General features: G+C 31.7%; 24 protein-coding genes, 1 rRNA gene and 1 other RNA gene. 23 read left to right on the plus strand and 3 right to left on the minus strand.

Annotated elements, in window-relative coordinates:
• Positions 1 to 6: 6 nt before the first annotated feature.
• Both JOD41_RS07880 and JOD41_RS07885 read left to right on the plus strand, forming a co-directional pair.
• On the plus strand, positions 7 to 522 hold the full coding sequence (locus JOD41_RS07880; protein WP_205052353.1) for a hypothetical protein: 516 nt from the start codon (positions 7 to 9) through the stop codon (positions 520 to 522).
• Entirely contained in the window at positions 519 to 1022 is a 504-nt protein-coding gene (locus JOD41_RS07885; RefSeq protein ID WP_205052354.1) for a phosphatidylglycerophosphatase A, read from the plus strand. The genes JOD41_RS07880 and JOD41_RS07885 overlap by 4 nt, the downstream gene beginning before the upstream one ends.
• Positions 1023 to 1024: 2 nt before the next feature.
• Here JOD41_RS07885 and JOD41_RS07890 read toward each other — a convergent pair whose 3' ends face one another.
• Complete coding sequence (locus JOD41_RS07890) at positions 1025 to 1669, minus strand: Crp/Fnr family transcriptional regulator (RefSeq protein ID WP_205052355.1); 645 nt, start codon at positions 1667 to 1669, stop codon at positions 1025 to 1027.
• A gap of 119 nt (positions 1670 to 1788) precedes the next feature.
• Between JOD41_RS07890 and JOD41_RS07895 the strand changes: the two genes are divergently transcribed.
• The 8 genes from JOD41_RS07895 (at position 1789) to JOD41_RS07930 (ending at position 11813) form a co-directional block, all read left to right on the plus strand.
• Entirely contained in the window at positions 1789 to 2061 is a 273-nt protein-coding gene (locus JOD41_RS07895) for an NAD(P)H-dependent oxidoreductase subunit E (RefSeq protein WP_019108415.1), read from the plus strand.
• Positions 2062 to 2073: 12 nt separating this feature from the next.
• On the plus strand, positions 2074 to 3579 hold the full coding sequence (locus JOD41_RS07900) for a 4Fe-4S dicluster domain-containing protein (protein ID WP_205052356.1): 1506 nt from the start codon (positions 2074 to 2076) through the stop codon (positions 3577 to 3579).
• A 143-nt stretch (positions 3580 to 3722) separates the two neighbouring features.
• On the plus strand, positions 3723 to 4151 hold the full coding sequence (rplM, locus tag JOD41_RS07905) for a 50S ribosomal protein L13 (RefSeq protein ID WP_156701417.1): 429 nt from the start codon (positions 3723 to 3725) through the stop codon (positions 4149 to 4151).
• A 12-nt stretch (positions 4152 to 4163) separates the two neighbouring features.
• Positions 4164 to 4556, plus strand: a complete 393-nt coding sequence (rpsI, locus tag JOD41_RS07910; RefSeq protein WP_156701420.1) for a 30S ribosomal protein S9 — start codon at positions 4164 to 4166, stop codon at positions 4554 to 4556.
• Between the two features lie 538 nt (positions 4557 to 5094).
• On the plus strand, positions 5095 to 8520 hold the full coding sequence (locus JOD41_RS07915; protein WP_205052357.1) for a pyruvate carboxylase: 3426 nt from the start codon (positions 5095 to 5097) through the stop codon (positions 8518 to 8520).
• Positions 8521 to 8584: 64 nt separating this feature from the next.
• Positions 8585 to 8896 (plus strand): PspC domain-containing protein, encoded by a 312-nt coding sequence (locus tag JOD41_RS07920; protein ID WP_205052358.1) that lies wholly within the window; start codon positions 8585 to 8587, stop codon positions 8894 to 8896.
• 144 nt (positions 8897 to 9040) lie between these two features.
• Positions 9041 to 11224 (plus strand): SF1B family DNA helicase RecD2, encoded by a 2184-nt coding sequence (recD2, locus tag JOD41_RS07925; RefSeq protein ID WP_205052359.1) that lies wholly within the window; start codon positions 9041 to 9043, stop codon positions 11222 to 11224.
• Positions 11211 to 11813: a ComF family protein gene (locus tag JOD41_RS07930; protein WP_205052360.1), complete on the plus strand. Its 603-nt coding sequence runs from the start codon at positions 11211 to 11213 to the stop codon at positions 11811 to 11813. The genes recD2 and JOD41_RS07930 overlap by 14 nt, the downstream gene beginning before the upstream one ends.
• Here the strand turns inward: JOD41_RS07930 and JOD41_RS07935 are convergent.
• The gene (locus JOD41_RS07935; protein ID WP_205052361.1) at positions 11810 to 12742 is read right to left on the minus strand and encodes a YihY/virulence factor BrkB family protein; all 933 of its coding nucleotides are present in this window, start codon (positions 12740 to 12742) and stop codon (positions 11810 to 11812) included. The genes JOD41_RS07930 and JOD41_RS07935 overlap by 4 nt on opposite strands.
• 82 nt (positions 12743 to 12824) lie before the next feature.
• Here JOD41_RS07935 and JOD41_RS07940 point away from each other — a divergent pair, with 82 nt between their 5' ends.
• The 4 genes from JOD41_RS07940 to JOD41_RS07955 all read left to right on the plus strand — a co-directional run bounded on the left by JOD41_RS07940 (position 12825) and on the right by JOD41_RS07955 (position 18536).
• Positions 12825 to 13517 (plus strand): response regulator transcription factor, encoded by a 693-nt coding sequence (locus tag JOD41_RS07940; RefSeq protein WP_205052362.1) that lies wholly within the window; start codon positions 12825 to 12827, stop codon positions 13515 to 13517.
• Positions 13517 to 14734 (plus strand): sensor histidine kinase, encoded by a 1218-nt coding sequence (locus JOD41_RS07945; RefSeq protein WP_205052363.1) that lies wholly within the window; start codon positions 13517 to 13519, stop codon positions 14732 to 14734. Before JOD41_RS07940 ends, JOD41_RS07945 begins: the two co-directional genes overlap by 1 nt.
• Before the next feature lie 122 nt (positions 14735 to 14856).
• Positions 14857 to 16929: a glutamine synthetase III domain-containing protein gene (locus JOD41_RS07950; protein WP_205052364.1), complete on the plus strand. Its 2073-nt coding sequence runs from the start codon at positions 14857 to 14859 to the stop codon at positions 16927 to 16929.
• A gap of 8 nt (positions 16930 to 16937) precedes the next feature.
• Complete coding sequence (locus JOD41_RS07955) at positions 16938 to 18536, plus strand: CTP synthase (protein ID WP_205052365.1); 1599 nt, start codon at positions 16938 to 16940, stop codon at positions 18534 to 18536.
• A 66-nt stretch (positions 18537 to 18602) separates the two neighbouring features.
• On the opposite strand, the gene JOD41_RS07960 is transcribed toward JOD41_RS07955, so the two are convergent.
• Positions 18603 to 19403 carry an NAD(+)/NADH kinase gene (locus tag JOD41_RS07960; protein ID WP_205052366.1) on the minus strand — a complete coding sequence of 267 codons (801 nt, stop codon included), beginning with the start codon at positions 19401 to 19403 and terminating at the stop codon, positions 18603 to 18605.
• A 75-nt stretch (positions 19404 to 19478) separates the two neighbouring features.
• Here JOD41_RS07960 and JOD41_RS07965 point away from each other — a divergent pair, with 75 nt between their 5' ends.
• The 9 genes from JOD41_RS07965 to JOD41_RS08005 all read left to right on the plus strand — a co-directional run.
• A complete protein-coding gene (locus JOD41_RS07965) occupies positions 19479 to 20372 on the plus strand; it encodes an RluA family pseudouridine synthase (protein ID WP_205052367.1) in 894 nt (297 codons plus the stop codon).
• A 26-nt stretch (positions 20373 to 20398) separates the two neighbouring features.
• A non-coding RNA gene (ssrS, locus tag JOD41_RS07970) (6S RNA) lies at positions 20399 to 20583 on the plus strand.
• 97 nt (positions 20584 to 20680) lie between these two features.
• Positions 20681 to 21238 (plus strand): YtxH domain-containing protein, encoded by a 558-nt coding sequence (locus JOD41_RS07975; protein ID WP_205052368.1) that lies wholly within the window; start codon positions 20681 to 20683, stop codon positions 21236 to 21238.
• Positions 21239 to 21253: 15 nt separating this feature from the next.
• Entirely contained in the window at positions 21254 to 21748 is a 495-nt protein-coding gene (locus tag JOD41_RS07980) for a hypothetical protein (RefSeq protein WP_156701445.1), read from the plus strand.
• 106 nt (positions 21749 to 21854) lie between these two features.
• Complete coding sequence (locus JOD41_RS07985; RefSeq protein ID WP_205052369.1) at positions 21855 to 22748, plus strand: diacylglycerol/lipid kinase family protein; 894 nt, start codon at positions 21855 to 21857, stop codon at positions 22746 to 22748.
• 10 nt (positions 22749 to 22758) lie between these two features.
• Positions 22759 to 23772, plus strand: a complete 1014-nt coding sequence (locus JOD41_RS07990) for a LacI family DNA-binding transcriptional regulator (RefSeq protein ID WP_205052370.1) — start codon at positions 22759 to 22761, stop codon at positions 23770 to 23772.
• Positions 23765 to 24286: a LuxR C-terminal-related transcriptional regulator gene (locus tag JOD41_RS07995; protein ID WP_205052371.1), complete on the plus strand. Its 522-nt coding sequence runs from the start codon at positions 23765 to 23767 to the stop codon at positions 24284 to 24286. The genes JOD41_RS07990 and JOD41_RS07995 overlap by 8 nt, the downstream gene beginning before the upstream one ends.
• Before the next feature lie 58 nt (positions 24287 to 24344).
• Positions 24345 to 25157 (plus strand): putative ABC transporter permease, encoded by an 813-nt coding sequence (locus JOD41_RS08000; protein WP_205052372.1) that lies wholly within the window; start codon positions 24345 to 24347, stop codon positions 25155 to 25157.
• Between the two features lie 418 nt (positions 25158 to 25575).
• A 16S ribosomal RNA gene (locus JOD41_RS08005) occupies positions 25576 to 26013 on the plus strand; the annotation flags it as partial.

The following is a 26013-nucleotide window of genomic DNA, read 5'->3' on the forward strand; positions in this document are numbered from 1 at the left end:
GTTATTATGAGAAATAATACTAGAGCTTTAATTTTTCACATATTAATAATTTTTATAACCTTTGCAATTGCGGCACTTATTAATTTAAGTTCTAGCATGAGAAATTTAGTCTATGGAAATATTTTCTTTAAAGCTATTATTGTGGCAGTTATTGTGGTCCTTTATTATAATTTTGGGAAACTTCTTTCAAAGAGAAATGCAAAAAGTCTTGATTTTTTTGCAGGCAATTTAATTGTCCTTATAGGCTTAGTTTTCTTTGCCTTTGGATTTTTAGGACTTGGAAAGGAAATTTTTAGCCGATCTGTTGGTGGCTCTTATTGGAAATTCCCCTTAGAATTCTTTTTGATGCCAGAGGTTTACGCAATAAAGGTCTTGGGAATAAATTACAATGCCCTTAGTCTTTTAGTTGCAAGTCTTTTGCCAGGTTTTATTTATGGAATTAGCATAAAAATTTCTAGGGCAAAGCTAATAAGAAGAAACAGGGCTAGAAATAGAGCTAAGAAAAAAAGGGAGGAAATGTGAGAAAATCATATTATAAATACGATACAGAAGAACTTTATAATCAGACTGTAGAAAGGTTAAGAGATTTTGGAGTAGAGTTAATTGAAATTGCAAAACTTGTAAAGGAGCTTCAAGGCGACTACATCGAAGATCTTGATTTGGATAGATGTCTTGAAAGTGTAAAAAGCGTAATAAAAAAAAGAGAGGCAATTCATGCAATATTAACGGGACTTGCCCTTGATGACTTGGCAAACGAAGGTAAACTACCTGAGCCAATTCAATCTATTATTCACGATGATGAAGGACTTTATGGAATTGATGAGATTTTAACTCTTGGCATAGTAAATATGTATGGCACAATTGGTCTTACAAATTTTGGTTATCTTGATAAGAAAAAAATTGGTATAATAAAGGATCTTGATGAAAAGAAAAAAGTAGAAAGAGTTACTACTTTTGCAGATGACCTGGTAGCAGCAATTGCTGCAGCTGCATCTGCAAGAATAGCTCATCAAAATAAATAAAATTATAAAATACGGAAGGTTTTATTGTGATAATCAATAAGGCCTTCTTTTTTTAGTTTAGAAAGTTCGCGGGAAAGTGAAGATCTATTTAAATTTAAAAACTGTGCCAGTTCAGTTATATTAAAGTCAATGGTAAAATATTTTGAGCGATTTTTTCTAGATTCATTAGATAAGAAATATAAAATTTTTGAACGGCTTGTAGGTAAACTAAGTAAATTTAACTTGTCGCGCATAAATAAATTTTTGCTTGCAAGTATTTTTATTAAGTTATCTTTTATTTTTTCCTTTGACTTTAAATTTTTTTCACTAAAAGATTTATAATCAAAAAAAATAATTTCTGTGTCCATAGTGGTTACAACGGATAGTGGAATTTCATCTAGGCCTTTAATTAATACAGATTCTGCAAAAAGCGCTGGAGCAGATAATTTTGATAAAATAGCTTTATTGCCAAATTCATCATTAATTTCAAGCTCCACCTGTCCACTTAACAAGATGCCAAAATAATTTATACTGTCTCCGAGATTAAATACAGTCATTTTTCTCTCATAAAATTTTATATCTGATAAAAATTTTTTTATTTCTTCAAACTCTAAATCATTTAGATTATTAAATAAATCTATTTTTTTTATTATCTTTGAAAGTTCCATATAACACCTCATTTATATTTTAGCACTATTAAAAATAATATTATAAAATAATTACAATGATGATTGAAGAAGTAATTGTTAAATGTTAAACTATCTTTATAGAGTGATGAGGAGGATATATGAAAGTTACTATTTGTATGGGTGCAAGATGCACTCTTATGGGAGCTAATGCTATTTATGATGCAGTAGAGTACTTACAAGACCATTTGTGTGGACCTGAATCTGAGCTTTGTTCTGCAGAAAATTTGGAAATTGAATTTGCTCATTGTTTAAACTATTGCAAAATTCACAACAACGAAGCATCACCAGTTGTAATTGTAGATGATGAAATTATGCTAAAGGCTACTGCCCAAGAAGTTAGTGCGAAAATAATTGATAAATTAAGAATATAGTAAGGGGAAAAGATGAAAGAGATTTATGGAACACTTGTAGACATCAGAAGAAAAGTTTTTGCTGAAGTTGCAAGAATAGCCTATAATGATTTAGACATTTCTGCCCTTGAAGAGTCCAGTTACAAAATTGTTCCTGGCGAAGTGGCGAAATATAGAAGTGATATTTTTAGAGAAAGGGCAGTTGTAGACGAAAGACTTAGACTTGCCATGGGCTTAGATGTTAGAGAAATTGGTGTATTTAAAAATGTAACTGACGGTTTTGATAAAGTTGACATAGATACAAATGCTTATGAAAAACCACTAATAAATGTAATAAAATTTGGTTGCGAAGCTTGTCCAACTAAATCTTACTACACAACAGACAATTGTAGAAAATGTCTTGCTCACCCATGTATAAATGTATGCCCAGTAAATGCAATTTCCATGGGAAAAGATAGAACTATAATTGACAAGGACAAATGTGTAAGATGCGGTAGATGTCATGATGCCTGCCCATATTCAGCTATAGTAAAATATGATAGACCTTGTGCAGCAGCCTGTGGAGTAAATGCTATAGGCTCTGATGAATATGGAAGAGCAGACATTGACCACGACAAATGCGTTGCTTGTGGAAGATGTATTGCAGAATGTCCTTTTGGAGCAATATCAGATAAGACACAAATTTTCCAACTAATAAAGGCGATAAAATCTGGCAAAAAAGTTTATGGAGCCATTGCACCTTCCTACATAGGACAATTTGGTGCCAATACAAATGCAAAACAAATTATAGAAGCGATAAAACAACTTGGCTTTGTAGATGTAATTGAAGTAGCCCTTGGAGCAGACTTAACAACTCTTCACGAAGCAAAAGAATATTTAGAAAGAGTACCTAATGAAATACCATTTATGGGAACAAGTTGCTGTTTCTCCTGGACTCTTATGATAAGAAATGAGTTCCCAGAATTTTTCGAGCAAGTTTCTGACTCAGGCTCACCAATGAGATATACCGCAAATCACATAAAGGCAAAGGACCCTGATGCAGTAGTTGTATTTATTGGACCTTGCACTTCAAAAAAATTAGAAGCAATTGATACAAAGGTAAAATCAGACGTTGACTTTGTTATAACTTTTGAAGAATTAATGGGAATGTTTGTTGCAAAGAATATTGAACCTTCTGAAATAAAAGTAGAAGAAGATGTAGAAGATGGTTCAGCTCTTGGAAGAGGCTATCCAATAGCAGGTGGAGTTGCAGAATCAGTAAAAGTTGTGGCAGAAAAAATGAATCCAGATAAGGATATTCACATTCAAGGAGCACATACCTTATCTGAATGTATGAAGATGCTAAAAATTGCAAAAGCAGGAAAGCTTGACGGATATTTATTAGAAGGAATGGCTTGTCCTGGTGGATGTATAGCAGGTGTAGGAACTATGGCATCTGTAAATAGAGTTAAAAAACAAATTGAAAAATTCAAGAAAGAATCTATATATCCTACTCCACTTGAAAACCAAAATATTGAAAAAGAAAGAGAAAGCATATAAGAAATTTATTTATCACAAAAAATGTGAAAATAAAATAAAAAAATTTCCCATAAATATTGACAAATTAGGCTATCTAGTCTAAAATAAAGGTCATGTTTAAAAAGCCCCGGAATAATTTTTAAACTATTTAGGAGGAAAATTCATTGAAAAGCTACATGGCTAAAGCAAATGAAGTAGAAAGAAAATGGTATGTAATAGATGCTGAAGGCAAAGTTCTTGGTAGATTAGCATCTGAAATTGCAAGCGTATTAAGAGGAAAGAGAAAACCTATCTTTACACCACATGTGGACTGTGGAGATTTTGTCATTGTTATTAACGCAGACAAAGTTGTATTGACAGGCGATAAATTAAATCAAAAAATTCACGCATATCACACTGGATATCCAGGCGGAAGAAAAGAAGTTGTCTATGCTGAAATGATGGCGAAGAGACCAGAAAAAGTTATTGAACTAGCTGTTAAAGGTATGCTTCCAAAATCAAGATTAGGAAGACAAATGATTAAGAAACTAAAGGTTTATGCAGGAGCTGAACATCCACACGCTGCACAATCACCTGAAGTTTATGAATTTTAATTGGAGGTAAGAATGGATACTATACAATACAGAGGTACTGGAAGAAGAAAAAAATCCATCGCTCAAGTTAGACTTCTACCTGGCAATGGAAAATTTACAGTTAATGGAAAAGACATTGAAGAATATTTTGATTATGAAACTCTAAGAACTGTTGCAAAAGAACCACTTGAACTAACTGATACAGAAGCGTCTTTTGATGTAATTGTAAAAGTTATTGGTGGCGGTTACTCAGGACAAGCTGGAGCTGTTAGACACGGCGTAGCAAGAGCACTTCTTGAAGTTGATCCTGAATACAGATCAGTTCTTAAAAAAGCAGGTTTCTTAACAAGAGATCCGAGAATGAAGGAAAGAAAGAAATACGGTCTTAAAAAAGCAAGACGTTCTCCACAATTCTCAAAAAGATAATTATATATTATTTTTACAAGAGCCATGGCAACATGGCTCTTTTGCTTGACCTAAAAAGTTTGCGAAGAAATTCGTGGTAGGTCAGCTGCAACCATTTGCCGAAGAGAAGGAGCTTAGCGAACTTCGATTCGTAGCAAATGTCTGCTCTTGCCAAAAAAAGTTTGTCAAGAAATTGTTGCTAGGTTAGCGGCAATTTTTAATAGGAGAAAGACCGAAGAGAACTTGAATTTGCAGAGAGTCTGCCCTTGAAATTAAAATAAATTGCTATGAAATTTTAGAGATCCTTTAGGTCTCTTTTTGCTTGACCTAACCCAATTTGCGAAGCAAATTGCTGGTAGGTCAGCGGCAACCATCTGCCAAAGAGAAGGAGCATAGCGAACTTCGATTTGCAGCAGATGTCTGCCATTTAATGAAAATAAATTGCTATGAAAATTTAGGGACCACGCCGAGGTCCCTTTATTTTTTAATTATTCACTCCTACTTCTACACATTACTTTATATTTGATGTATAATATGTAAAACTAAAAGGGAGGAAAACATGAAAAAGTTTAAAAGAATTTTAGTAGCAAATCGTGGCGAAATAGCCATTAGAATATTTAGAGCAGCAAGAGAAATGGGGATTCGCTCTGTTGCAATATATTCTGAAGAAGATCGACTCGCCCTTTTTAGGACTAAGGCAGACGAGTCCTACTTAATTGGCAAGGGAAAATCGCCTCTCGATGCCTATCTTGACATTGATGAGATAATTAGCCTGGCTAAGAAAAAGGGAGTAGATGCAATTCATCCTGGCTATGGATTTTTGTCTGAAAATCCTGAATTTGCAAGAAAATGTGAAGAAGAAGGGATTACTTTTATTGGACCAAGATCTGAAGTTATGGAAAAACTTGGAGATAAAATAACTTCAAAAATCGTTGCAAAAGAAGCGGGAGTTGCCACTATTCCAGGAATTGAAAAGCCGATTAAAAATGAAGAAGAGGCTCTTTTATTTGCAAGATCTTGTGGTTATCCTGTAATGATAAAAGCTGCTGCTGGTGGTGGCGGTAGAGGGATGAGAATAGCTGAAAGTGAAGACGAACTTTTAGAAAAATTCGAATCTGCAAAAAATGAAGCAAAAAAAGCCTTTGGCGATGATTCTATGTTCATTGAAAAATATTTACACAAGCCAAAACATATTGAGGTGCAAATTTTAGGTGATGAGTATGGAAATATTGTTCATCTTTACGAAAGAGACTGCTCAATTCAAAGACGACATCAAAAGGTAATTGAATACACTCCTGCTTTTTCTCTTCCAAAAGAATTAAGGGAAGAAATCTGCCAAGATGCCTTAAAAATTGCAAGGTCTATTGGCTATTCTAATGCAGGGACTGTAGAATTTTTAGTTGACTCAAAGGGCGACCACTTCTTTATAGAAGTAAATCCGAGAGTTCAAGTTGAACACACTGTTACTGAAATGTGTACAGATATAGATATTGTGCAATCACAAATTTTAATTGCTATGGGATATAAACTTGACAGCGACGAAATTGGCATAAAGAGTCAAGATTCAATTGAACACAGAGGTTTTTCTATTCAATGTCGTGTTACAACAGAAGATCCTCTAAATAATTTTATGCCTGACACTGGTCAAATTAATTTATATAGGTCATCTTCAGGCTTTGGGGTAAGACTTGATGGTGGCAACGGCTTTACTGGAGCTGTCATTTCTCCTTATTACGATTCTCTTCTTGTAAAAGTTATAACTGAAGCAAGAACTTGGAAAGACACTATAAGAAAGGCAAAGAGATCTTTATCTGAACTTAAAGTTGGTGGAGTAAAGACTAATATTGGATTTTTATTAAATGTTTTAAATACAAAAGAATTTCAAGAGGGAACTTGCGATACAGGTTTTATAGAAGAACATCCAGAGTTATTTGAAATAAAATCTTCTAAGGATAAAGAGTTAAGGCTAATGAAAATCATTGCCGAAAAAGTTGTAAATGACTCTAAGACTTTGGAAAAGAATTTTGATGTTCCACGAGTGCCTGAATTTGAAAAGAAAAATTTTGAAGGTTACAAGCAAATTTTTGACAAGCTTGGTGGAGAAGGTTTAAAGAAACATATTTTGGAAGAGAAAAAACTTCTTTTGACAGATACAACTATGCGTGACGCTCACCAATCTCTTATGGCAACTAGAATGAGATCTCTTGATCTTGTAAAAATTGCTGAAGCTTTAAATTACAACATGGATAAATTATTTTCTGTGGAAATGTGGGGCGGTGCAACTTTTGATGTTGCCTATAGATTTTTACACGAAGATCCATGGGAAAGACTTAAAATTTTGCGTGAAAAAATGCCAAATATGCTTTTGCAAATGCTAATTCGTGGCAACAATACTGTTGGTTACAAAAATTATCCAGATAATGTTGTAGTTAAATTTATAAAAGAGTCATCAAAAAATGGAATTGATTTATTTAGAATTTTTGACTCCTTAAATTGGCTACCAGGTATGCAACTTTCCATTGATGAAGTTCTTAAAAATGGAAAAATCGCAGAGGCAACTATGTGCTACACTGGAGATATTTTAGACGAATATAGAGACAAATATTCTATAAAATATTATATAGATTTTGCCAAGGAACTTGAAAAAACGGGAGCCCAAATAATTGGCATAAAGGATATGTCTGGACTACTAAAGCCTTATGCGGCTAAAAAATTAATTAAAAACTTAAAGGAAGAAATTGGCATCCCAATTCACCTTCACACTCACGACACTACAGGTAATGGTGTTGCAACAATTTTACAAGCTGCAGAAGCTGGAGTTGACATTGTCGATACAGCAGTAAATTCCATGAGTGGATTAACTTCACAGCCTGCCCTAAACTCTGTTGTAGCTGCCCTTAAAAATACTGATAGGGACACAGAAATTGATTTAGATAAGGCTGAAGATATTTCAAAATATTGGGCAGCAGTAAGACCTGTCTATGCAAATTTTGAATCAGATTTAAAATCTGGAACTACAGAAATTTATAAATATGAAATTCCAGGTGGACAATATTCAAACTTAAAACCACAAGTTGAATCCTTTGGACTTGGTCACAAGTTTAAAGATGTAAAAGAAATGTATAAAAAAGTTAATGAAATGGTTGGCGACATTGTAAAAGTTACGCCTTCATCAAAAATGGTTGGCGACTTTGCAATTTTCATGGTACAAAATGAACTCACTCCAGAAAATATTTTAGACAAGGGAAAAAATCTCGATTATCCAGATTCTGTCATGACTTATTTTAGGGGCATGATGGGTCAACCTTATGGAGGTTTCCCAAAAGATTTGCAAGAGATGATTTTAAAGGGAGAAAAACCTATTACAAAAAGACCTGGTGAACTTCTTGTTGATGAAGATTTTGGCGCCATTAAAAAACATTTGGAAGAAAAGGGAATTAAGCCAAGTGAAGAAGATATAATTTCATCTGCCCTTTATCCAAAAGTTTTTGACAATTATATTGACTATATAAAAGAAAATGGAGAAGTTACAAATATTGGCTCCGATGTATTTTTCCACGGTCTAATGGAGGGGGAATCTACAGAAATTTCCCTTGAAGAAGGAAAGACTTTAATAGTTACATTAATTGAAGTTGGAAAACTTTTGGAAAATGGCGCTAGAAATTTAACCTTTGAAATAAATGGTTCAAGAAGAACTATTAACATCAAGGACGAAACTGTTAAAAGTGGAGATACTTTTAAAGAAGAAAAAATTTATGCAGATCCTAAAAATGAAAAAGAAGTGGGGTCTTCTATACCAGGAAAGATTGTAAAAGTCCTTGTAAGTGAAGGCGATGAAGTCAAAAAGGGCGATAAATTATTTATTGCAGAAGCCATGAAAATGGAGACAAATATTATTGCCAATGTTGATGGGAAAGTTAAAGATATATTTGTAAGAGAAGGGGACATGGTTGAAAGTGGAGAATTACTTTTAGCCTTTGAATAAAAAATCCCTTTTTGGGTAAATTTTTATTAAATAAATTTTATTTTCAAGTCAAAGGAAGTGTGAAATGAAGAAACTTTATAGATCGAGAAAAGATAGAGTTTTCGCAGGCGTATGTGGTGGCATAGCTGAATACTTGGGAATTGATTCTACAGTAATAAGGCTTATTACCTTTTTATTAATTGTGCCTGGCGGACTTAGCATTTGGGTTTATATTGCTCTTGCAATTATAATTCCTTCAGAACCCTATGGAAATGTAATTGATGAAAGCTATGGCGAAAAATTTAATGAGCCTGATAAGAAAGAAAAAACTTACGAAGACAATTATAGAAATATTTATGAAAATCAAAATAAAAAATCAAATGATGATTTTTATTGAGAAGAGGTCCAAGGGGACCTCTTTTTAGTGGAAAAAATTTTTAAGAAGTTTATAAAATTTTTGAGAATCTTAGAAAATCTTAGCCTAAATTATTTTCTGTATTTAATTCTTATTTATTGATACAATAAAGGCGAGGTGTTGTAATTGATTACTCTTGAAGGCATTGTGGAGAGAATTATTTTTAGAAATGAAGAAAATGGATACACTGTTGCAAGGATAAATTCAGAAGATGGGGACCTTGTTATAGTGGGCTCTGCTACAATTTTTAAGGCAAATTTAAAATATAGATTCACAGGAGATTTTACATATCACAATAAATACGGCGAGCAGTTTGCCTTTGTGGACATGGAAGAAGTCATGCCAGAGGGAGAAGCTGCTATAATTTCCTATCTTTCAAGTGCAATGATACCTCATGTTGGTGAAAAAATGGCAGAGCGAATTGTAAATAAATTTAAGGACGAAACTTTAGATGTTATTGAAAAAAATCCAGAAAAACTTTTGTCTGTGGAAGGAATTGGCAAGAAAAAATATAGAGATATAAAGGAAGCGCTAGATAAGCAATATGCCATGAGAAAAATTTTTCTATATTTTTCTAAATATAATATTTCTGCCTCTGTTATTTTAAAAATTTACAAGGAATATGGAGATGAGTCCATAGAAACTGTAATGAAAAATCCCTACGATTTAGTCGGCAAGATAAAGGGGCTTGGTTTTAAAAAGGCTGATGAAATTGCCGAGAGCCTTGGTGTAAAAAAAGATTCTGATTTTAGAAAAATAGCAGGTCTAAAGTATGCTCTTATGCTTGCCAATAGAGATGGGCACACCTATCTTCCTTTAGATAAGTTAATTAAAGCAGCAGAAAAAATTCTTGGTTTAAAATTTGAAAATATAGAGGAGCTTGCTAGGGATTTAAGTCTTGAAAAAAACTTCTTTGTAGAAAGAGATGGCGATGATTACAATTGCTATATTGCAAGATATTTAGCTGCAGAAAATTATGTTGCTGGAAAATTAAGTGACTTAAATATTTCCTTTGATGAAGATGAAAATTTTGACATAGATAAAAAAATTTCTGAGACAGAAAAATTTAGAAACATTAAACTTTCAAAGACACAGAAAAAAGCTGTAAAAGAGGCAATAAATAGAGGGGTCTTTGTCATAACTGGTGGACCTGGAACTGGAAAGACTACAACCCTAAAAGTTTTGATAGACATTTTTGAGTCCATGGATAAGGTAATTAAGCTTGCTGCTCCTACAGGTAGAGCTGCCAAGAGGATGAAAGAGCAAACTGGCAGAGATGCCTTTACTATTCACAAACTTCTTGAAATTGGTTTTAAGGAAGATATAGGTTTTTCAAATATTGAAGAGCTTGACTGTGATGTTTTGATTTTAGATGAAGTTTCTATGGTGGATATTATTCTTATGGAAACACTTTTAAAGTCTATTGAAAGTCCAACTAGGCTTATTTTAGTTGGAGATAAGGATCAACTTCCATCAGTTGGTGCAGGAAATGTCCTTTCTGATATTTTAAAGTCAAAAGTAATAGAGTCTGTGAACTTGGAAGAAATTTTTAGGCAATCAGAGGAGTCTATGATTGTAAAAAATGCTCACTTAATAAATAAGGGCGAGATGCCAATTTTAAATGTGGGCGACTTTTTTATGATTTCTGAAAGAGGAGAAGTTAAGGGCCTTGAAATTATTAAGGATTTAGTTAAGACTAGGCTTCCAAATTATTTTAATGTAAGTGAGAGGGATGTTCAGCTTTTAACTCCAACTAAAAAGGGAAATCACGGCACTCTTAATTTAAATAAAGTTCTCCAAGAGCATTTAAATAAAAGTGATGATTTTATTGAAGTTCTAGGAAAAAAATTTAAACTTGGCGATAGAGTTATTCAGACAAAAAATAATTATGAGCTTGAATCAAAGGTGGAAGGCGATTTTTACGAAGACAGACAAAAGGGCGTCTTCAATGGGGATTTAGGCTACATTTCAAAAATTGACAAGGAAAATAAAAAAGTAACTGTTGTCTTTGATGATGTGAGAAGTGTTGAATATTCATCTGATAATTTAGACGAGCTTGAACTTTCTTATGCCATGACTATTCACAAGTCTCAGGGAAGTGAATTTCCAGTAGTTGTAATTCCTCTTTATCACGCAGCTCCAATGCTCCTAACTAGGAATTTAATTTACACAGCTATAACAAGGGCATCAAAGGCAGTTGTCTTAGTTGGTCAAAGTGAGTATCTTGTTAAAATGATTGAAAACAATAAAACTCTTAAGAGGTATTCCAATTTGGCAAAAAAATTGAGGAAGCAAAATGAAAATAATTGAAAAGACTTGTCCTATTTGCGGAAAATTTGTAAAAAATTATGGACTTTGTGAAGATTGCCTTGATTTAATAAATAAAAATCCTAACTATTATTATGATATAGATGGCTTAGATAATTTGCTTGTATCTTCTACTTATTCTGGCATAATGAGAAAGCTTATAATTGATTTTAAATTCAAGGGAAAACTTAGCTATGGAGAAATTATTTCTGAAATAATGATTGAAAAACTTTTAAAAAATAATTTAGAGGAAGAAGTCATAACTTTTGTTCCCATGTATAAATCTCGTGAGAGAGAAAGGGGCTATAATCAGTCAAAAATTCTTGCGGAAAATATTGCAAAAAAATTAGATTTAAGATGCATAGATGTTTTCTCTAAGATTAAAGATACAAAATTTCAAGTAGGACTTAAAAAGGACCAGCGCCAGATAAATTTAAAAGATGCCTTTAAAGTTACAAAAGTTCCTGAAAAGATAATAATTGTTGACGATGTAATAACTACTGGTACAACTATTTCTGAACTTGTAAAAGCTGCAAAAAAATCGGGCATAAAAAAAGTGACTGCACTAATTGCAGCCACAGAAATTGCTTAGTTATCTGAATTTTCTAAATTTTTAAAAAGTGAATCATGTCTTGGCCAAATATTTAGAGATTTAAAATTTTTCATGGAGTAGAGAGTTGCGTTTATTTCTGCCCCAATTAAAATAATTATTGAAAGTAAATAAGTCCAAATTAGAAAAACTATAATTCCTCCAAGAGATCCATAAGTAATGGAGTATTTTCCAAAGTTTGCCACATAAAATCCAAAAACTAGGGAAGTTATTATAAGGCCAAAAGTGGAAAAAATTGCTCCAGGAAGGACTCCTCTAAAAGTAACCATATTTTCGCTACTTTTTGATGGAGAAAATTTATAAAGAAGGACAAAGGTAACTAACATATAAATTATAGGTATTAAATTTTTTGCCAATTTCCATACCTTATCAAAAAACTCATTTTCTATGCCTAAATAATGCATTACATTTACATATATAATTTGACCAAAGATTTGTGTTAAGATTAGCAAAAATAGCATAGTTATAAGAGAGATTGTGAAAAAAAGAGCAATAAGTCTTAGCTTTATAAAACCTCTTTTTTCTGGAAAACCATAGGATGAATTTATTATACTTATAAGTTTAAAAACTGCCGTTGATGCAGTAAAAAGACCTGCTACAAAGGAAATTGTGAAAAAAGATCCAGAAGATGAACTTTGAAGTTCTCTTAAAAAATTTGACACAATGTCTTGTATTTCAGCTGGGAGTACACTTAATAGAGAAAAAATATACTCTGGATCCAGTAAACCTGTAAAGTTTACTGCGTTTATTAATGAAATCAAAAATGGAAAAATAGATAGAACCAAAAAATAGGTTAGACTTCCTCCATAGGAGAGAGTATCGTGATTTAATATTCTATATATTAATTTATCAAAAAAAGTAAAGGCTTTTTTACCCTTTACTTTATCTATATAATTATTTAAAAATTTCATTGAACACCTCCTCTGTATTATATATTAATTTTTCTGTGATAACAATTCATTACATGATAAAATAGAAGAAAGGATGATGATTATGGACTATAATATTTTAGTATGCGACGACGAAAAAGATATCTTAGACGCAATTGAAATTTACTTAAAGGCGGAAGGCTACAAGGTTTTTACTGCTAAAGATGGCGTATCTGCTCTTAAAATCCTAGAAAAAAATGAAATACATCTTGCCATTATAGATATAATGATGCCAGTAATGGATGGAATAACTTTAATTATGAAAATGCGTGAAACGACAAATATTCCTATTATTGTTCTTTCTGCAAAAAGTGAAGTTACAGATAAAATTGTTGGCTTAAATGTTGGTGCAGATGATTACATAACAAAACCCTTTAATGCAGTTGAATTAACTGCTAGGGTAAATTCTCTAATTAGGAGATATTTTTCTCTAGGTGCATCAGAAATAAAAAAGGGAGATTTAAAAATTGGCAGACTTTGCATTTCTGATGAATCAAAAGAAGTTAGAGTTGAAGATGAAATAGTAAACCTAACTCCTTACGAATATAAAATTTTATATCTCCTAGTAAAAAATCCTGGAAGAGTTTTTTCTTCCACAGAAATTTATGAGAGAGTTTGGGAAGAAGAGGCAATTGATGTTAGAAAAATTATTTCAGTACATATTTCTCATCTTCGAGACAAAGTGGAAATCAACCCAAGAAAACCAGATTTAATAAAATCAGTTTATGGAATGGGATATAAAATTGAGGCCAAGTAATGCTTTCTGATATAAGGGAATATTTTAAAGAAATTTTTATAAATCTTTCAGATAAAATTTTTTTGGAAAATATTTTTGTCTCTTGTGTAATTATTTTTGAATTATTTAATATAAATAAGCATTTTGTTGTATCTTGGCTAGTAACTTTTATAATAGTCATTTTAAAAATTAAGAGAAAAAAGTTGTTAGATACAGTTTTTACATACAATCTTTATAAGTACAGACATTTCAAGAACTTTAGGCTTTTTGGCACTTTAAATGTGACACTTTTTATTTTATATATTTTATTTTATAGCCTTTTGACAAAGGGCATAGTTCTCTTAAATGTACTTTTATTTATGATTTTACGTGCGGTTTTTACAGTGGAAATTCAATTTGCACAAAATACTTTATCTATAGAACTTGTTGAGTCCATACTTTATGGATATGACTTTACAATTCCTGGACCCTTTGAAAATGAATATTTGGAAAAAATTACAGTTTTAATGGAAGATTTTAAAAAGCGTGACAGAATTAGACTTGAAGAAAGCTTTAGGTCTGAAAAATTAAAGGTGGAACTAATAACAAATATTTCTCACGATTTAAAAACTCCTTTAACTTCAATTATTAATTACGCCGATCTTTTGTCGAAAAAAGAGGAACTTGACAATGAGGCAAAAAAATTTATAGGTATTTTAAAGAGAAATTCAACAAGACTAAAGGATTTAATTGTGGATTTAGTTTTTGCATCAAAAACTAGCACCAGAAATATTTCTGTGGAAAAATCCTTAGTTGAATTAAATGAAATGATTTTACAAATATACGGAGATTACGATTCTTTATTTAAAAATAAGGATTTAGATTTTTTATATACTTCTACAAGTGATGAAATTTTAATTTATACAGATGTAAATCTCTTTGTTAGGATTGTAGAAAATCTTCTTTCCAATGCAGTAAAACATTCAAAAAAAGGTACAAAAGTTCTTGCTGGTGTAATTGAAAGTAAAGAAACTGTTGAATTTTATATAAAAAACATTGTAGATGAAAAAGTAAATATGAACAGCGATGAACTCTTTGAGGAACTTTTAAAGGCTGATAGGTCGAGACATTCTGAGGGATCAGGTCTTGGTCTTAACATAGTAAAAAATCTTTCAGAGATACTTGGAGGAGATGTGAAAATTTCAATTCATGGGCAGTGGTTTGACGTACATGTACTGCTTTTAAAGGATTCAGAGTGATTATATTTTATTGACAAAGAAATGAATTTGAAATAAAATAAAAAGAAACCACAGGTTTTTCATAATGGCAATTTTAATTAATTGCCATTTTTTTATTTTTCAGGAACTTTTAGGGGGGAATTATGATAGAAAAATTTGGAATTAAAAGTTTTAATAAAAAAAAGATGAAGGAATCACTTCCATATCCCATTTATTTAAAGTGGAAGGATGCTCTTAGAAATGAAAAGGATTTGGACAGAGAGACAGCTGATGCCATTGCTCACGCAATGAAAGATTGGGCTCTAAATAATGGTGCCACTCACTTTGCCCATTGGTTTTTGCCCCTAAGTGGTCACACTGCAAAAAAACATGAGGCCTTTATATCAAGGACTTCAGATGGAGAGCCAATAAATAGATTTTCAGGTAAGGAACTTGTAAAGGGCGAACCAGACGCATCTTCTTTTCCAAGTGGTGGCATGAGGTCTACTTTTGAAGCAAGAGGCTACACTTATTGGGATTTAACTGCAAATTCTTTTATCATTGGAAATGTACTTTACATCCCCACTATTTTTATGTCCTATAAGGGTGAAAAACTTGACAAGAGAGGACCCCTAATTGATTCTACAAAAATTTTAAGTAATGAAGGGGTAAAAGTTGTAAATTTATTTGAAAAAGATGAGTTCGCCTATAGAATGAGGGTAAAAGTTGGGCTTGAACAAGAATTTTTCCTAGTTGATAAAGAAATTTATAAAAAGAGAAGCGACCTTAAAAATATTGGAAGAACTATTGTGGGTGCTCCTTCTCCAAAGGGACAAGAGTTGTCTGACCATTATTTTGGTCAAATTCCTGCAAGAGTTGAAAAATTTTATAAAGATGTAGACGAAAAACTTTACGATCTTGGAATTTATTCTGAAGCTGAACACAATGAAGTTGCACCAAATCAATTTGAAATGGCAATTTTATTTGAAAATGTAAATGTAGCAATTGATGATAACCAACTTTTAATGAATATTTTAAAGGAAACTGCTCTAGAAAATAATTTAGTTTGTCTTTTCCATGAAAAGCCCTTTGCCACTGTAAATGGATCTGGAAAGCACAACAATTATTCTATTGTAACAAATTACGGCTTAAATGTATTTGACCCAGGTGATGACCCTTATAATAACAATGTATTTTTATTATTTGTAGCTGCCTTAATTGAGGCAACGGATAAATATCAAAGTCTATTAAGAGTAAGTGCATCATCAACTTCAAATGACTTTAGACTAGGAGCAGATGAAGCACCACCAGCTATTGTTTCATTATTTTTGGGAAGCGATTTAGAAGAGTTATTCAGAGATATTAAAGAAAATATTGAATATAAAAAAGAAGATAAAAATATCTTCAGAGGTTATAACTTATTAAGTGTTCCTAAGGATTCTAGCGACAGAAATAGAACTGCTGCTGTTGCTTTTACAGGAAATAAGTTTGAATTTAGAATGCTTGGATCATCAAAAACTGGTTCCGATTTAAATATAGCTCTAAATTGTGCTATGGCAGATTCTCTTTCAAAAATTTATGAAAAACTTGATCCTCACAAAGATGATTATGATGAACTTAGAAAATCCGTACTTGAAATTGTAAAAGAAATAATGGATAAACATGACAGGATAATTTGTGATGGAGATAATTATTCCCTAGAGTGGAGAGATGAAGCTAAGAGAAGAGGACTTGCTAATCATAAAACTTATTTTGATGCCTTAGTTGCCTTAAAGGATTTTGATTTTACAGATATTTTCTTAAAGAGAGGAATTTATACTGAAAAGGAAATAAGGGCAAGTTACGAAGTAAACTTAGAAGAAGTTGTAATTTATCATACTTTAGAGGCAAAAATTATGATGTCTATGATTGAAAAAGACCTTATACCAATGGGACTTTCTGAGTTAAATGACATGACAGAAGTTTTAAAATTTAAAAATAATGAAATGCTAAGCTTTAAGTATGATAAAATAAATAAGATGATTACGAAATTATTAGAATGTGAAAGGGATATTGAAAGTTTAATTTCACATTCAAATAAAATAGATGATATTTACAAAAAGGCAGAATATGTTGAAAGAAATATTGCAACAAAACTTCTTGCCACAAGAGAGATTGCAGACGAAATGGAAAAATTAATTTCAAGAAAAAACATTACACTGCCATCTTATGAAGATATTTTTAATTCATTAAGCTAGGAGGAATTATGACTAAATTTATATTTGTTACAGGTGGAGTTGTTTCAGGAATTGGTAAGGGAATTTCTGCAGCAAGTATTGGAAGACTTTTAAAGGACAGAGGACTTTCAGTATTTATGCAAAAATTTGACCCATACTTAAATGTGGACCCAGGAACTATGAGCCCCTACCAACATGGAGAAGTTTTTGTAACAAAGGATGGAGCAGAAACTGACCTTGACCTTGGTCATTATGAAAGATTTATTGACGAAGAATTAACTAAGGGGGCATCGATTACAACTGGTAAAGTTTATTCAACTGTAATAGCGAAGGAAAGACGTGGAGATTATGACGGTGCAACTGTGCAAGTTATTCCACATATTACAAATGAAATAAAAAATGCAGTTTATAAGGCTGCAAAAGAATCAAAGGCTGATGTTGTAATTACAGAAATAGGAGGAACAGTAGGAGATATTGAATCCCTTCCATTTTTAGAAGCCATAAGACAAATTCACTCTGAAAATAAAAAATCAGATGTACTTTTTGTTCACACTGTTCTTGTGCCAAATATTCCAGGTTCAGATGAATTAAAAACTAAGCCAACTCAACACTCCTTTAAAGAACTTATGAGTAACGGAATTAAAACTGATGTAATAATTGTAAGATCTAATGGTCTTGTTACAGAGGATCTTAGAGAAAAAATTTCTCTATTTTGTGATGTGCCAGTAGAGGCAGTTATTCAATCAACTAATGTAGATTTAATTTATGAAGTGCCTCTAGTTTTTCATGAACAACATTTAGATGATTACATTTTAAAGGAACTTGAACTTGAAGATAGACCAGCTTCAAAGGGCAAGTGGAAAGAAATGGTTGAAAGATTTAAAGATGTTAAGGGACAAGTAACTATTGGCCTTGTTGGAAAATATGTAAGCCTTCACGATGCCTACCTATCTGTAACGCAAGCTCTTACTGATGCAGCTTGTGAAAATGGATATAAGGTAAATATTAAATGGATAAATTCTGAAGAAGTAGAAAAAGACGAAAGCATTTTAGAAGGACTTGACGGAATAATTGTACCAGGTGGTTTTGGATCTCGTGGAACTGAAGGTATGATTTTATCAAGTAAATATGCTCGTGAAAATAATGTACCTTATTTTGGAATTTGCTACGGAATGCAAATTGCACTTATTGACATAGCTAGAAATAAACTTGGCTTTAAGGATGCAAATTCAACAGAAATTGATCCAAAGACAAATTATCCAATAATTGATCTTTTAGAAAACCAAAAGGACATAAAAAATGTTGGTGGAACTTTAAGACTTGGAAATTATGATTGCACAATTGAAAAAGACACTTTAGTTTATGAACTTTATGGCGAGGAAAAAATTAAAGAAAGACACAGACATAGATATGAATTTAATAATGACTTTAGGGGAAAAATTAGATCAGCTGGCGTAACTTTTTCTGGCATAAATGAAGACAAGGACTTAGTTGAAATAATTGAAATGAGAGACAATGACTTCTTTGTAGCTTGTCAATTCCACCCAGAATTTAAGTCAAGACCAACAAAAGTTCATCCACTATTTAATGGTTTTATAAAAGCAGCTATAAAAAATAAAAATAAATAAAAAAATAAATCTCATCCAAAATTAAATTGGATGAGATTTTTTACTAAAAACCCTAAAATTTAAAATTTATAGGAACTTGTCTTTTAAATTATCCCAGTAGGAATTATTTGAGAAGACAAGTTTTTTTATTGTCTTATTTGATAGTCTAATGTTTACTCTGTGAAGGTTATTGAAAAAATACTCTGATCCGTCAACTAATAAAAGATTTGAATCCTTATATCTCTTTTCCACAACAAGAGAAATTGTGTGAGCTCCAGGAACTATTACTGATGAGCCAAGGGAACGGTAGGCTTGAGAGTTCACAGGAGAAATTGGCGTCATTTGAAGGACATGAAGACTTGGATAGACTATGGCTCCTCCAGAAGAAAAGTTATAGGCAGTAGAGCCCGATGGAGTTGAAACTAAGATGCCGTCGCCAGAAAATTTTTCTACATGATTTCTGTCTATAAAGACATTCATGTGAATGGTTTTTGAGTGAGCTGCCTTTAAAACAACTTCGTTGATTGAACAAAATTTATAGACTTTATTTTTTGTGTAGATGTCTGATTTTATTAATTTAATGTCATCTACCTTGTAATTTTCGCTTTTATAATCCTTTACAAATTTTTCAATTTCGTCAGGTTTTATCTCTTGATAAAAGCCAAGATGACCTGTGTTTATTCCCACAAAGGGCATTTCAGGAAAGTCATTTTTGTGAATTGCCTTTATAAAAGAACCGTCGCCACCAATGCAAATGGATAGTTCCGCATTTTTTTTGAAACCATTAAAGGGCTCATATCCATATCTTGTTAAAACCTTATGTAGTTCTGTGGCAGTTTTTTTCGATTCAAAATTTGCATTTGTTAGTATATTTATTATTTTTGACAAGGTTAAACCCCCTTGATTTTTTTCTCTTTTATTTATATTATAAACGAATAAGGTCCCCTTGACCAGAGGTGTAAAATGTATAGATTAAATTCAAAAGGCTTTTTAAATTTTAAAGCCACAAAAGAAATCAAGATAAATGACTATTTAAAGGAGCGTGGAGTATCTTCTCGCTTAATAAGAAAATCTGTAAAAAGTGGAAGTATTTACTTAAATGGAAAATTAATTAAAAAAAATAAAAAGTTAAAGTTAAATGACATAATTTCTCTTAGATTTCAAGATGAAGATCCTAATGGAAAAATTGAAAATAAAGATCTTGACATTTTATACGAAGATGATGATTTAATTATAATAAATAAAGAGCCCTTTATGGTTACTCACACTGCAAAAGATGATAGCGAGGGAACTCTTTTAAATTATCTCTTGGGATATTTTCATGACAATAATATTAAGAGAAAGGTAAGATTTATTAATAGACTTGATAGAGATACATCAGGTATAGTTGTCGCCTCAAAAAATTCCTTTGCTCAAGATAAAATTTCGGCTGAATTTAGAGATATGGTTGAGAAAAAATATTTGGCAATTTGTCAGGGAATTTTTGATGAAAAAGAAGGGACAATTGATGCGCCTATAGCTACAAGTGAAGATAATATTAGGCGAGAAGTTAATTATGTAATAGGAAAAAAATCTATTACCTCTTATAAAGTTATTGAAGAATATGACAATATGAGCCTTGTCCTTTTAACTCTTCACACTGGAAGGACTCATCAAATTAGAGTTCATTTAAGCCACATAGGTCATCCAATTATTGGCGACAGTCTTTATGGGAAAAAATCAGATCTTATTAATAGGCAAGCTCTTCATTCTTATTCTATAAAATTAAAACTTCCAAGAAATAATAAGGAAATAGAAATTTTTGCAAAGCCTCCAGAAGATTTTCATTTTTTTCCCTACACTTTATTGAAAAAGTAATTTCATTGAGTTATAATTTAATTAGGTAAATTCTGCGATGTACGAAATAAGCCTATTTAATTCAACCGACAAATCTAACACGGGAAACTGTGTATAAGTGAGATATGACAAGCCGTCTTTGAGCGGAAGTCAGAAGACACTATCAAGTTTTTGACCCACCATGATAATGGGCGGGTGTGAATTATTTAGGTAACGGCATTGCGGTTTTTACTATTATAGTCTTGTTTATAATTTTAATTTATTAAAATGATTAAATTTATATAAATCGGGTAAAAAATTAATAAATCAAGAAACAAGGAGAGTTTAAAATGGGATTATTTGATTATTTAGAAGAAAAGCGTAACGAAGCAGTAAGAAGAAGAAGACTTAAAGAAATTTCTAAAATTTCTACAGGTATTGCACTTGGAGCTATTGGCGGAATTTTATTTGCACCACAAGAAGGTAAAAAAACTCGTGAAGATATTGCAAATAAATCAAAAGAAGCTGCTAATCAAGCACTAAACGCAGCTAATGATGCTAAAGATACAATTGAATTTAAGGCATACCAAGCTGGCGAACAAGCTAAAAAAACTTACAATGATTTAAGAGAAAGAGCAGCTATTAAAAAATCTGAATTTGACGAAGATGTTGAAGTTGCAAAGGCAAAAGCTAAAGCAATTGGAGAAGTTGTTAAAGCTGGTGCTGAAGACATCAAAAAAGATGTAAAAAATACTACTGAAGAAGTTAAAGATACAGCAGAAGATGTTAAAGAAGACTTAAAAGAAGGCGCAAAAGATATTAAGAGAGAAGCTAAAAAATCTTCTGAAAATGTAAAGGAAACTGTTGAAGAAACAAAAAACAAGGCAGAAAAAGAAGCTAGAAAATAAGATAGGGGGCATAAAATGTTAGATCAAGCATTTACGATAGGTGGCCTACTTAGTTTCTTATTATATGTAGCAGGTATAGCTGCACTTGTTGCACTATTTTTAGTGTTAATAAATGTTTTTAAACTTTTGAAAAATGTCAATGAAATTGTTGAAAGAAACCAAGGTGAAATTGATCACACTTTAAAGACTGTTCCTTCAATAATGGACAATGCTAAGGACATTTCTACAAATGTAAATTCAATTTCAACTGATGCTACAAATTTAGTTAATGGTGTAAAACCAGAAATTGAAAAAGTTGTTGCCACAGTTGGTTCAGTTTCAGACACTGTAAATGGAATTACAAGAAAGGTCGATGATACTTCTTTAAGAGTATCAAGCACAGTTATGAATGTTTCAGATATTATTTCTGATACTGCAAAAACTATTTCACTTAGTTCAAATAACGCCATCGACTATTTTTATATTTTAAGAGAAGTTGCAAAGACTGTTAAAGAAGTCTTTTTAAAATGATCTAGGGGACGGAGTTATTGCTTCGTCTTCTTTTATTTTAAATATGAGGATTATAAAATAAGAAAATTAAACTATAGTCCTTATTCTACATAGCAAGAGGAGAAGAATGAAAAGAGTTAAGATTATTGCAAATCCAAATTCGGGCAGAGGTGCAGCTCTAGGCAAAATTTTAGAATTAATTGAGCTTATGAGTCATGACGAGTATGAAATAGAATTACTTTTTACTCACCTTGAAGGCGATGGAAAAAATTTCGCTGCAAATTATACTGGAGAAGATTTTATAATATGCTCTGGTGGAGATGGAACAGTAAATGAAGTTGTAAATGGAATATATCTTTCAAAGAGAGATACTCTCCTTGCAATTCTTCAAAGTGGAACTGTAAATGATTTTGCCAATGCACAAGGTCTGCCAACTTCACCCTTTAAATTTTATAATATGATAAAAAACTTTAACATTAAGACAATTGATCTCGGACTTGCAGGCGAAAGAGCCTTTATAAATGTTGCTGCAGGTGGTATGCTAACAGAGATTGCTTATTCTGTAACAGCTGAAAGAAAGGCAAGTCTTGGAAATATGGCATATTACCTTGAAGGGGTAAGAGAGTTATTAGAAAAAAAATTTTTTAAATATCAAAAATCAATAAATCTAAAAATTAAAAGTAAAGAATTTACTGGAGATGTTGATGCGCTTTTGTTTTTAATAACAAATTCAACTTCAGTAGGTGGTTTCAAAAAAATGGCACCCTTTGCCGATGTTTCAGATGGATACCTAGATGTTTTAATATTTAAGAGAATAAAAATTTCTGATGCGCCTGAACTTTTTGCATCTCTAGTTGGAGGAAAACACCTAGATCACGATAAAGTAATTTATCTAAAAACGAAAAATATAAACATTGAATCTGATGAAGATGTAACAATAGATGTTGATGGAGAAAAGACTTCCACACTGCCAATGAATTTCAAAGTGTTGGAGAATAGATTAAAAATAATAGTACCATAAGGAGGAAAGTATGGCATCTACAATTAAAGACGTAGCAAAAATGGCAGATGTTTCCATTTCTACAGTATCAAGGGTAATTAATGACTCAAAACCCGTAAGCCCAGAGGCTCGAAGAAGAGTTTTGCACGCTATAGATGTTTTGGATTACAAACCAAATGAAGTGGCTAGAAGTTTAGTCACAAAAAAATCTAACTTAATAGGTGTAATTGTAGAGGATATTGGATCCAATTTTATTTCACAAATTTTAAGAGGAGTGGAAGAAGTTGGAAGAATGTATAAATATGACATACTTTTATCAAGCTCCTATGGCGACCAAGAATCTGAAATGAAATTTGCAAACTTGTTGGCACAAAAACAAGTTGAAGGAATTATTGTAATTTCAAACTTACACAATCCTAAACTCGAATACAAATTAGAAGAAAGTAAAATTCCCTATGTAATTATAAGTAATTTCTATGACATAGAAAAATTCTCTTCAACAATTGATTATGAAAAGGCATCCTATGACATGGTAAATCTTTTGATTTCAAAGGGACATAAAAATATTGCCTCTCTTGGAATTAGAAAGGACTATGACAGAACCTTTGAAAAGAAAAAAATCGAAGGCTACAATAAAGCTATGGAAGAACATGGCTTAAAGAAAATCAATTTATTTGTTGAAGGTCTTAACGCAGAAGATGTAGAAAATGAAGAAGAAACAATTTTAGAAACTATTAAAAAAGAAAATATTACTGCTTTCTTCACATCCTATGATACAATAGCAATTCACCTAATGAATTTGCTTTTAGACAACAACTATAAAACTCCTGAAGATATTTCAGTAACAGGATTTGGTGGATCCTATATTTCAAATATATATAGACCAAAACTTACAACTGTAAAAATTCCATACTATGATATTGGAGCAGTATCAATAAGAAAAATTTTAAAGAAAATAGCTAAAGAAGATAGCGACTTCTCCGAAAATGTAGTACTTCCATCAGAAATTCTTGAAAGAGAAAGCGTAAAAAGTTTAAATGACTAAAATCGCTATTGAAACAAATTGTGAAATAATAAAAAGAGGACTTCAAAATATTTTAAAGGATTATGAAGTCCTTGATTTTTATGAGGAAGAAAATAGAGACTTTGACTTATTAATATTTCAAGACAAAAAGCTAGAAGATAGAATAGAAGATAAAATAAGAATAGTAGATTCCGAAGATCTACCCTTAAATATTGACTATTCACTTATAAGTCTAAAGGCAACAGAAAGTGAAATATTAGAAGCGATAGATAAAAGCCTTAGAGGTTACATTTATATAGAAGAAAGTTTAAAAGAAATAAAAAAGAAAAGAAATAAAAAATTTGAAAATATAAAAAAACTTACAAGGAGAGAAAAATATTTATTAGAAGCCCTAATAGAGGGAAAAACAAATAAAGATATCTCAAGAGAAATTTATATAAGTGAAAAAACTATAAAAAACAATCTAACAGTTCTCTACAAAAAACTGGAAGTAAATGGCAGAAGAGAAATCATAAAAAACTATAGGGAAATTTAAAGTTTTTATTAAAATATGTTAGTAAAGCTAACATATTTTTTATTGGAGTGACAAATAAATGGATGAAAATTTATTATTGTATTTAATATATTTTTTTATATACGCCTTTATAGGCTGGGTAGTAGAAGTTAGTTATCACGCAGTAACGATTGGAAAATTTATAAATAGAGGATTTTTATCAGGACCCTATTGTCCTATATATGGCTTTGGAGCCATTTCAGTCATTTGTTTTTTAACAGACATAGGAGAAAAAAATAAATTAGTCTTATTTTTTGGATCAATTGCCATAGCAACAGCCATAGAATTTGTAGGAGGATTTCTCTTGGAAAAAATATTTCATGAGAGATGGTGGGATTATTCAAATAAAAAATTTAACCTTGGCGGCTATGTTTGCCTAGAATTTTCAGTAATATGGGGACTATTTTGTTTTTTATTATACGAAGCAGTACATCCTCTAGTAAAAAATATAGTAGGACTTATACCCTTAGATATGCTTAAATATTTGGACCTAGGGCTTGTAATAATTATGACAATTGACTTAATTGCTACAATAAATACACTTGTAGGCATAAACAAAAAAATAAGGGTCTTAGACAAAGTAAGAAAAGATATAAGAAAAGTATCTGACAGAATAGGAACAAGAGTATACGATAGGACTGTGGCATTAGAAAATAAACAAGAAGAAATCAAGAAAAATCCTAAAATAATAGAAATAGAAAATAGAATTAGAGAATTAAAAGAAAGGAAGGCAATATTAGGAGAGAGAAGAATACTAAGAGCCTTTCCAAATTTAACAGATAGACTAGAAGAAACACAAATAGCTTATGAAGAATTAAAAGAAAGAATTAAAGATCAGTACAGCAAAGACTAAAAAAATTTAAAAATATAAGCAAAAAATTTAAAAATTTACAAAAAAATCATTGACATATAAAAAAGAAAATAGTAAACTATAACAGTTGTCGAAAAAGACAGCTGTTATTTTTTAAAATTTTATAAAAAAAATAAAAAAAATAAAAAAACAGTTGACAAAATAACTTCAAGATGATAACATATAGAAGTTGCCGATTAAGACAGCAAGACTTTTGTAAAAGTCGAGTAAAAAAACTTTAAAAAAGTTGTAAAAAATACTTGACAAAAATAATTTACAAGAGTACAATAAATAAGCTACTTAAAAAAGTAGCAAGAAACATGATAATTAAATAGTGTGAAGATAAAAAGATTCGTAATGAATCACAAAGCAAACCAGATATTCGTTTAGTTTTGAGAAAACTAATGAGTCATACAAATTTTTAATTGAGAGTTTGATCCTGGCTCAGGACGAACGCTGGCGGCGCGCTTAACACATGCAAGTCGAGCGATGAAATTTTAACAGATCCCTTCGGGGTGAAGATAAAATGGATTAGCGGCGGACGGGTGAGTAACACGTGAGTAACCTGCCTTAGACATTGGGATAGCCTCGGGAAACCGGGATTAATACCGAATAAAATCACAGATACACATGTATCCATGATCAAAACTCCGGTGGTCTAAGATGGACTCGCGTCCCATTAGCTAGTTGGTGAGGTAACGGCCCACCAAGGCGACGATGGGTAGCCGGCCTGAGAGGGTGAACGGCCACATTGGAACTGAGAGACGGTCCAAACTCCTACGGGAGGCAGCAGTGGGGAATATTGCACAATGGAGGGAACTCTGATGCAGCGACGCCGCGTGAACGAAGAAGGCTTTCG

The sequence above is a fragment of the Peptoniphilus gorbachii genome (assembly GCF_016908115.1).
In the GTDB taxonomy this organism is placed as follows: domain Bacteria; phylum Bacillota; class Clostridia; order Tissierellales; family Peptoniphilaceae; genus Peptoniphilus_A; species Peptoniphilus_A gorbachii.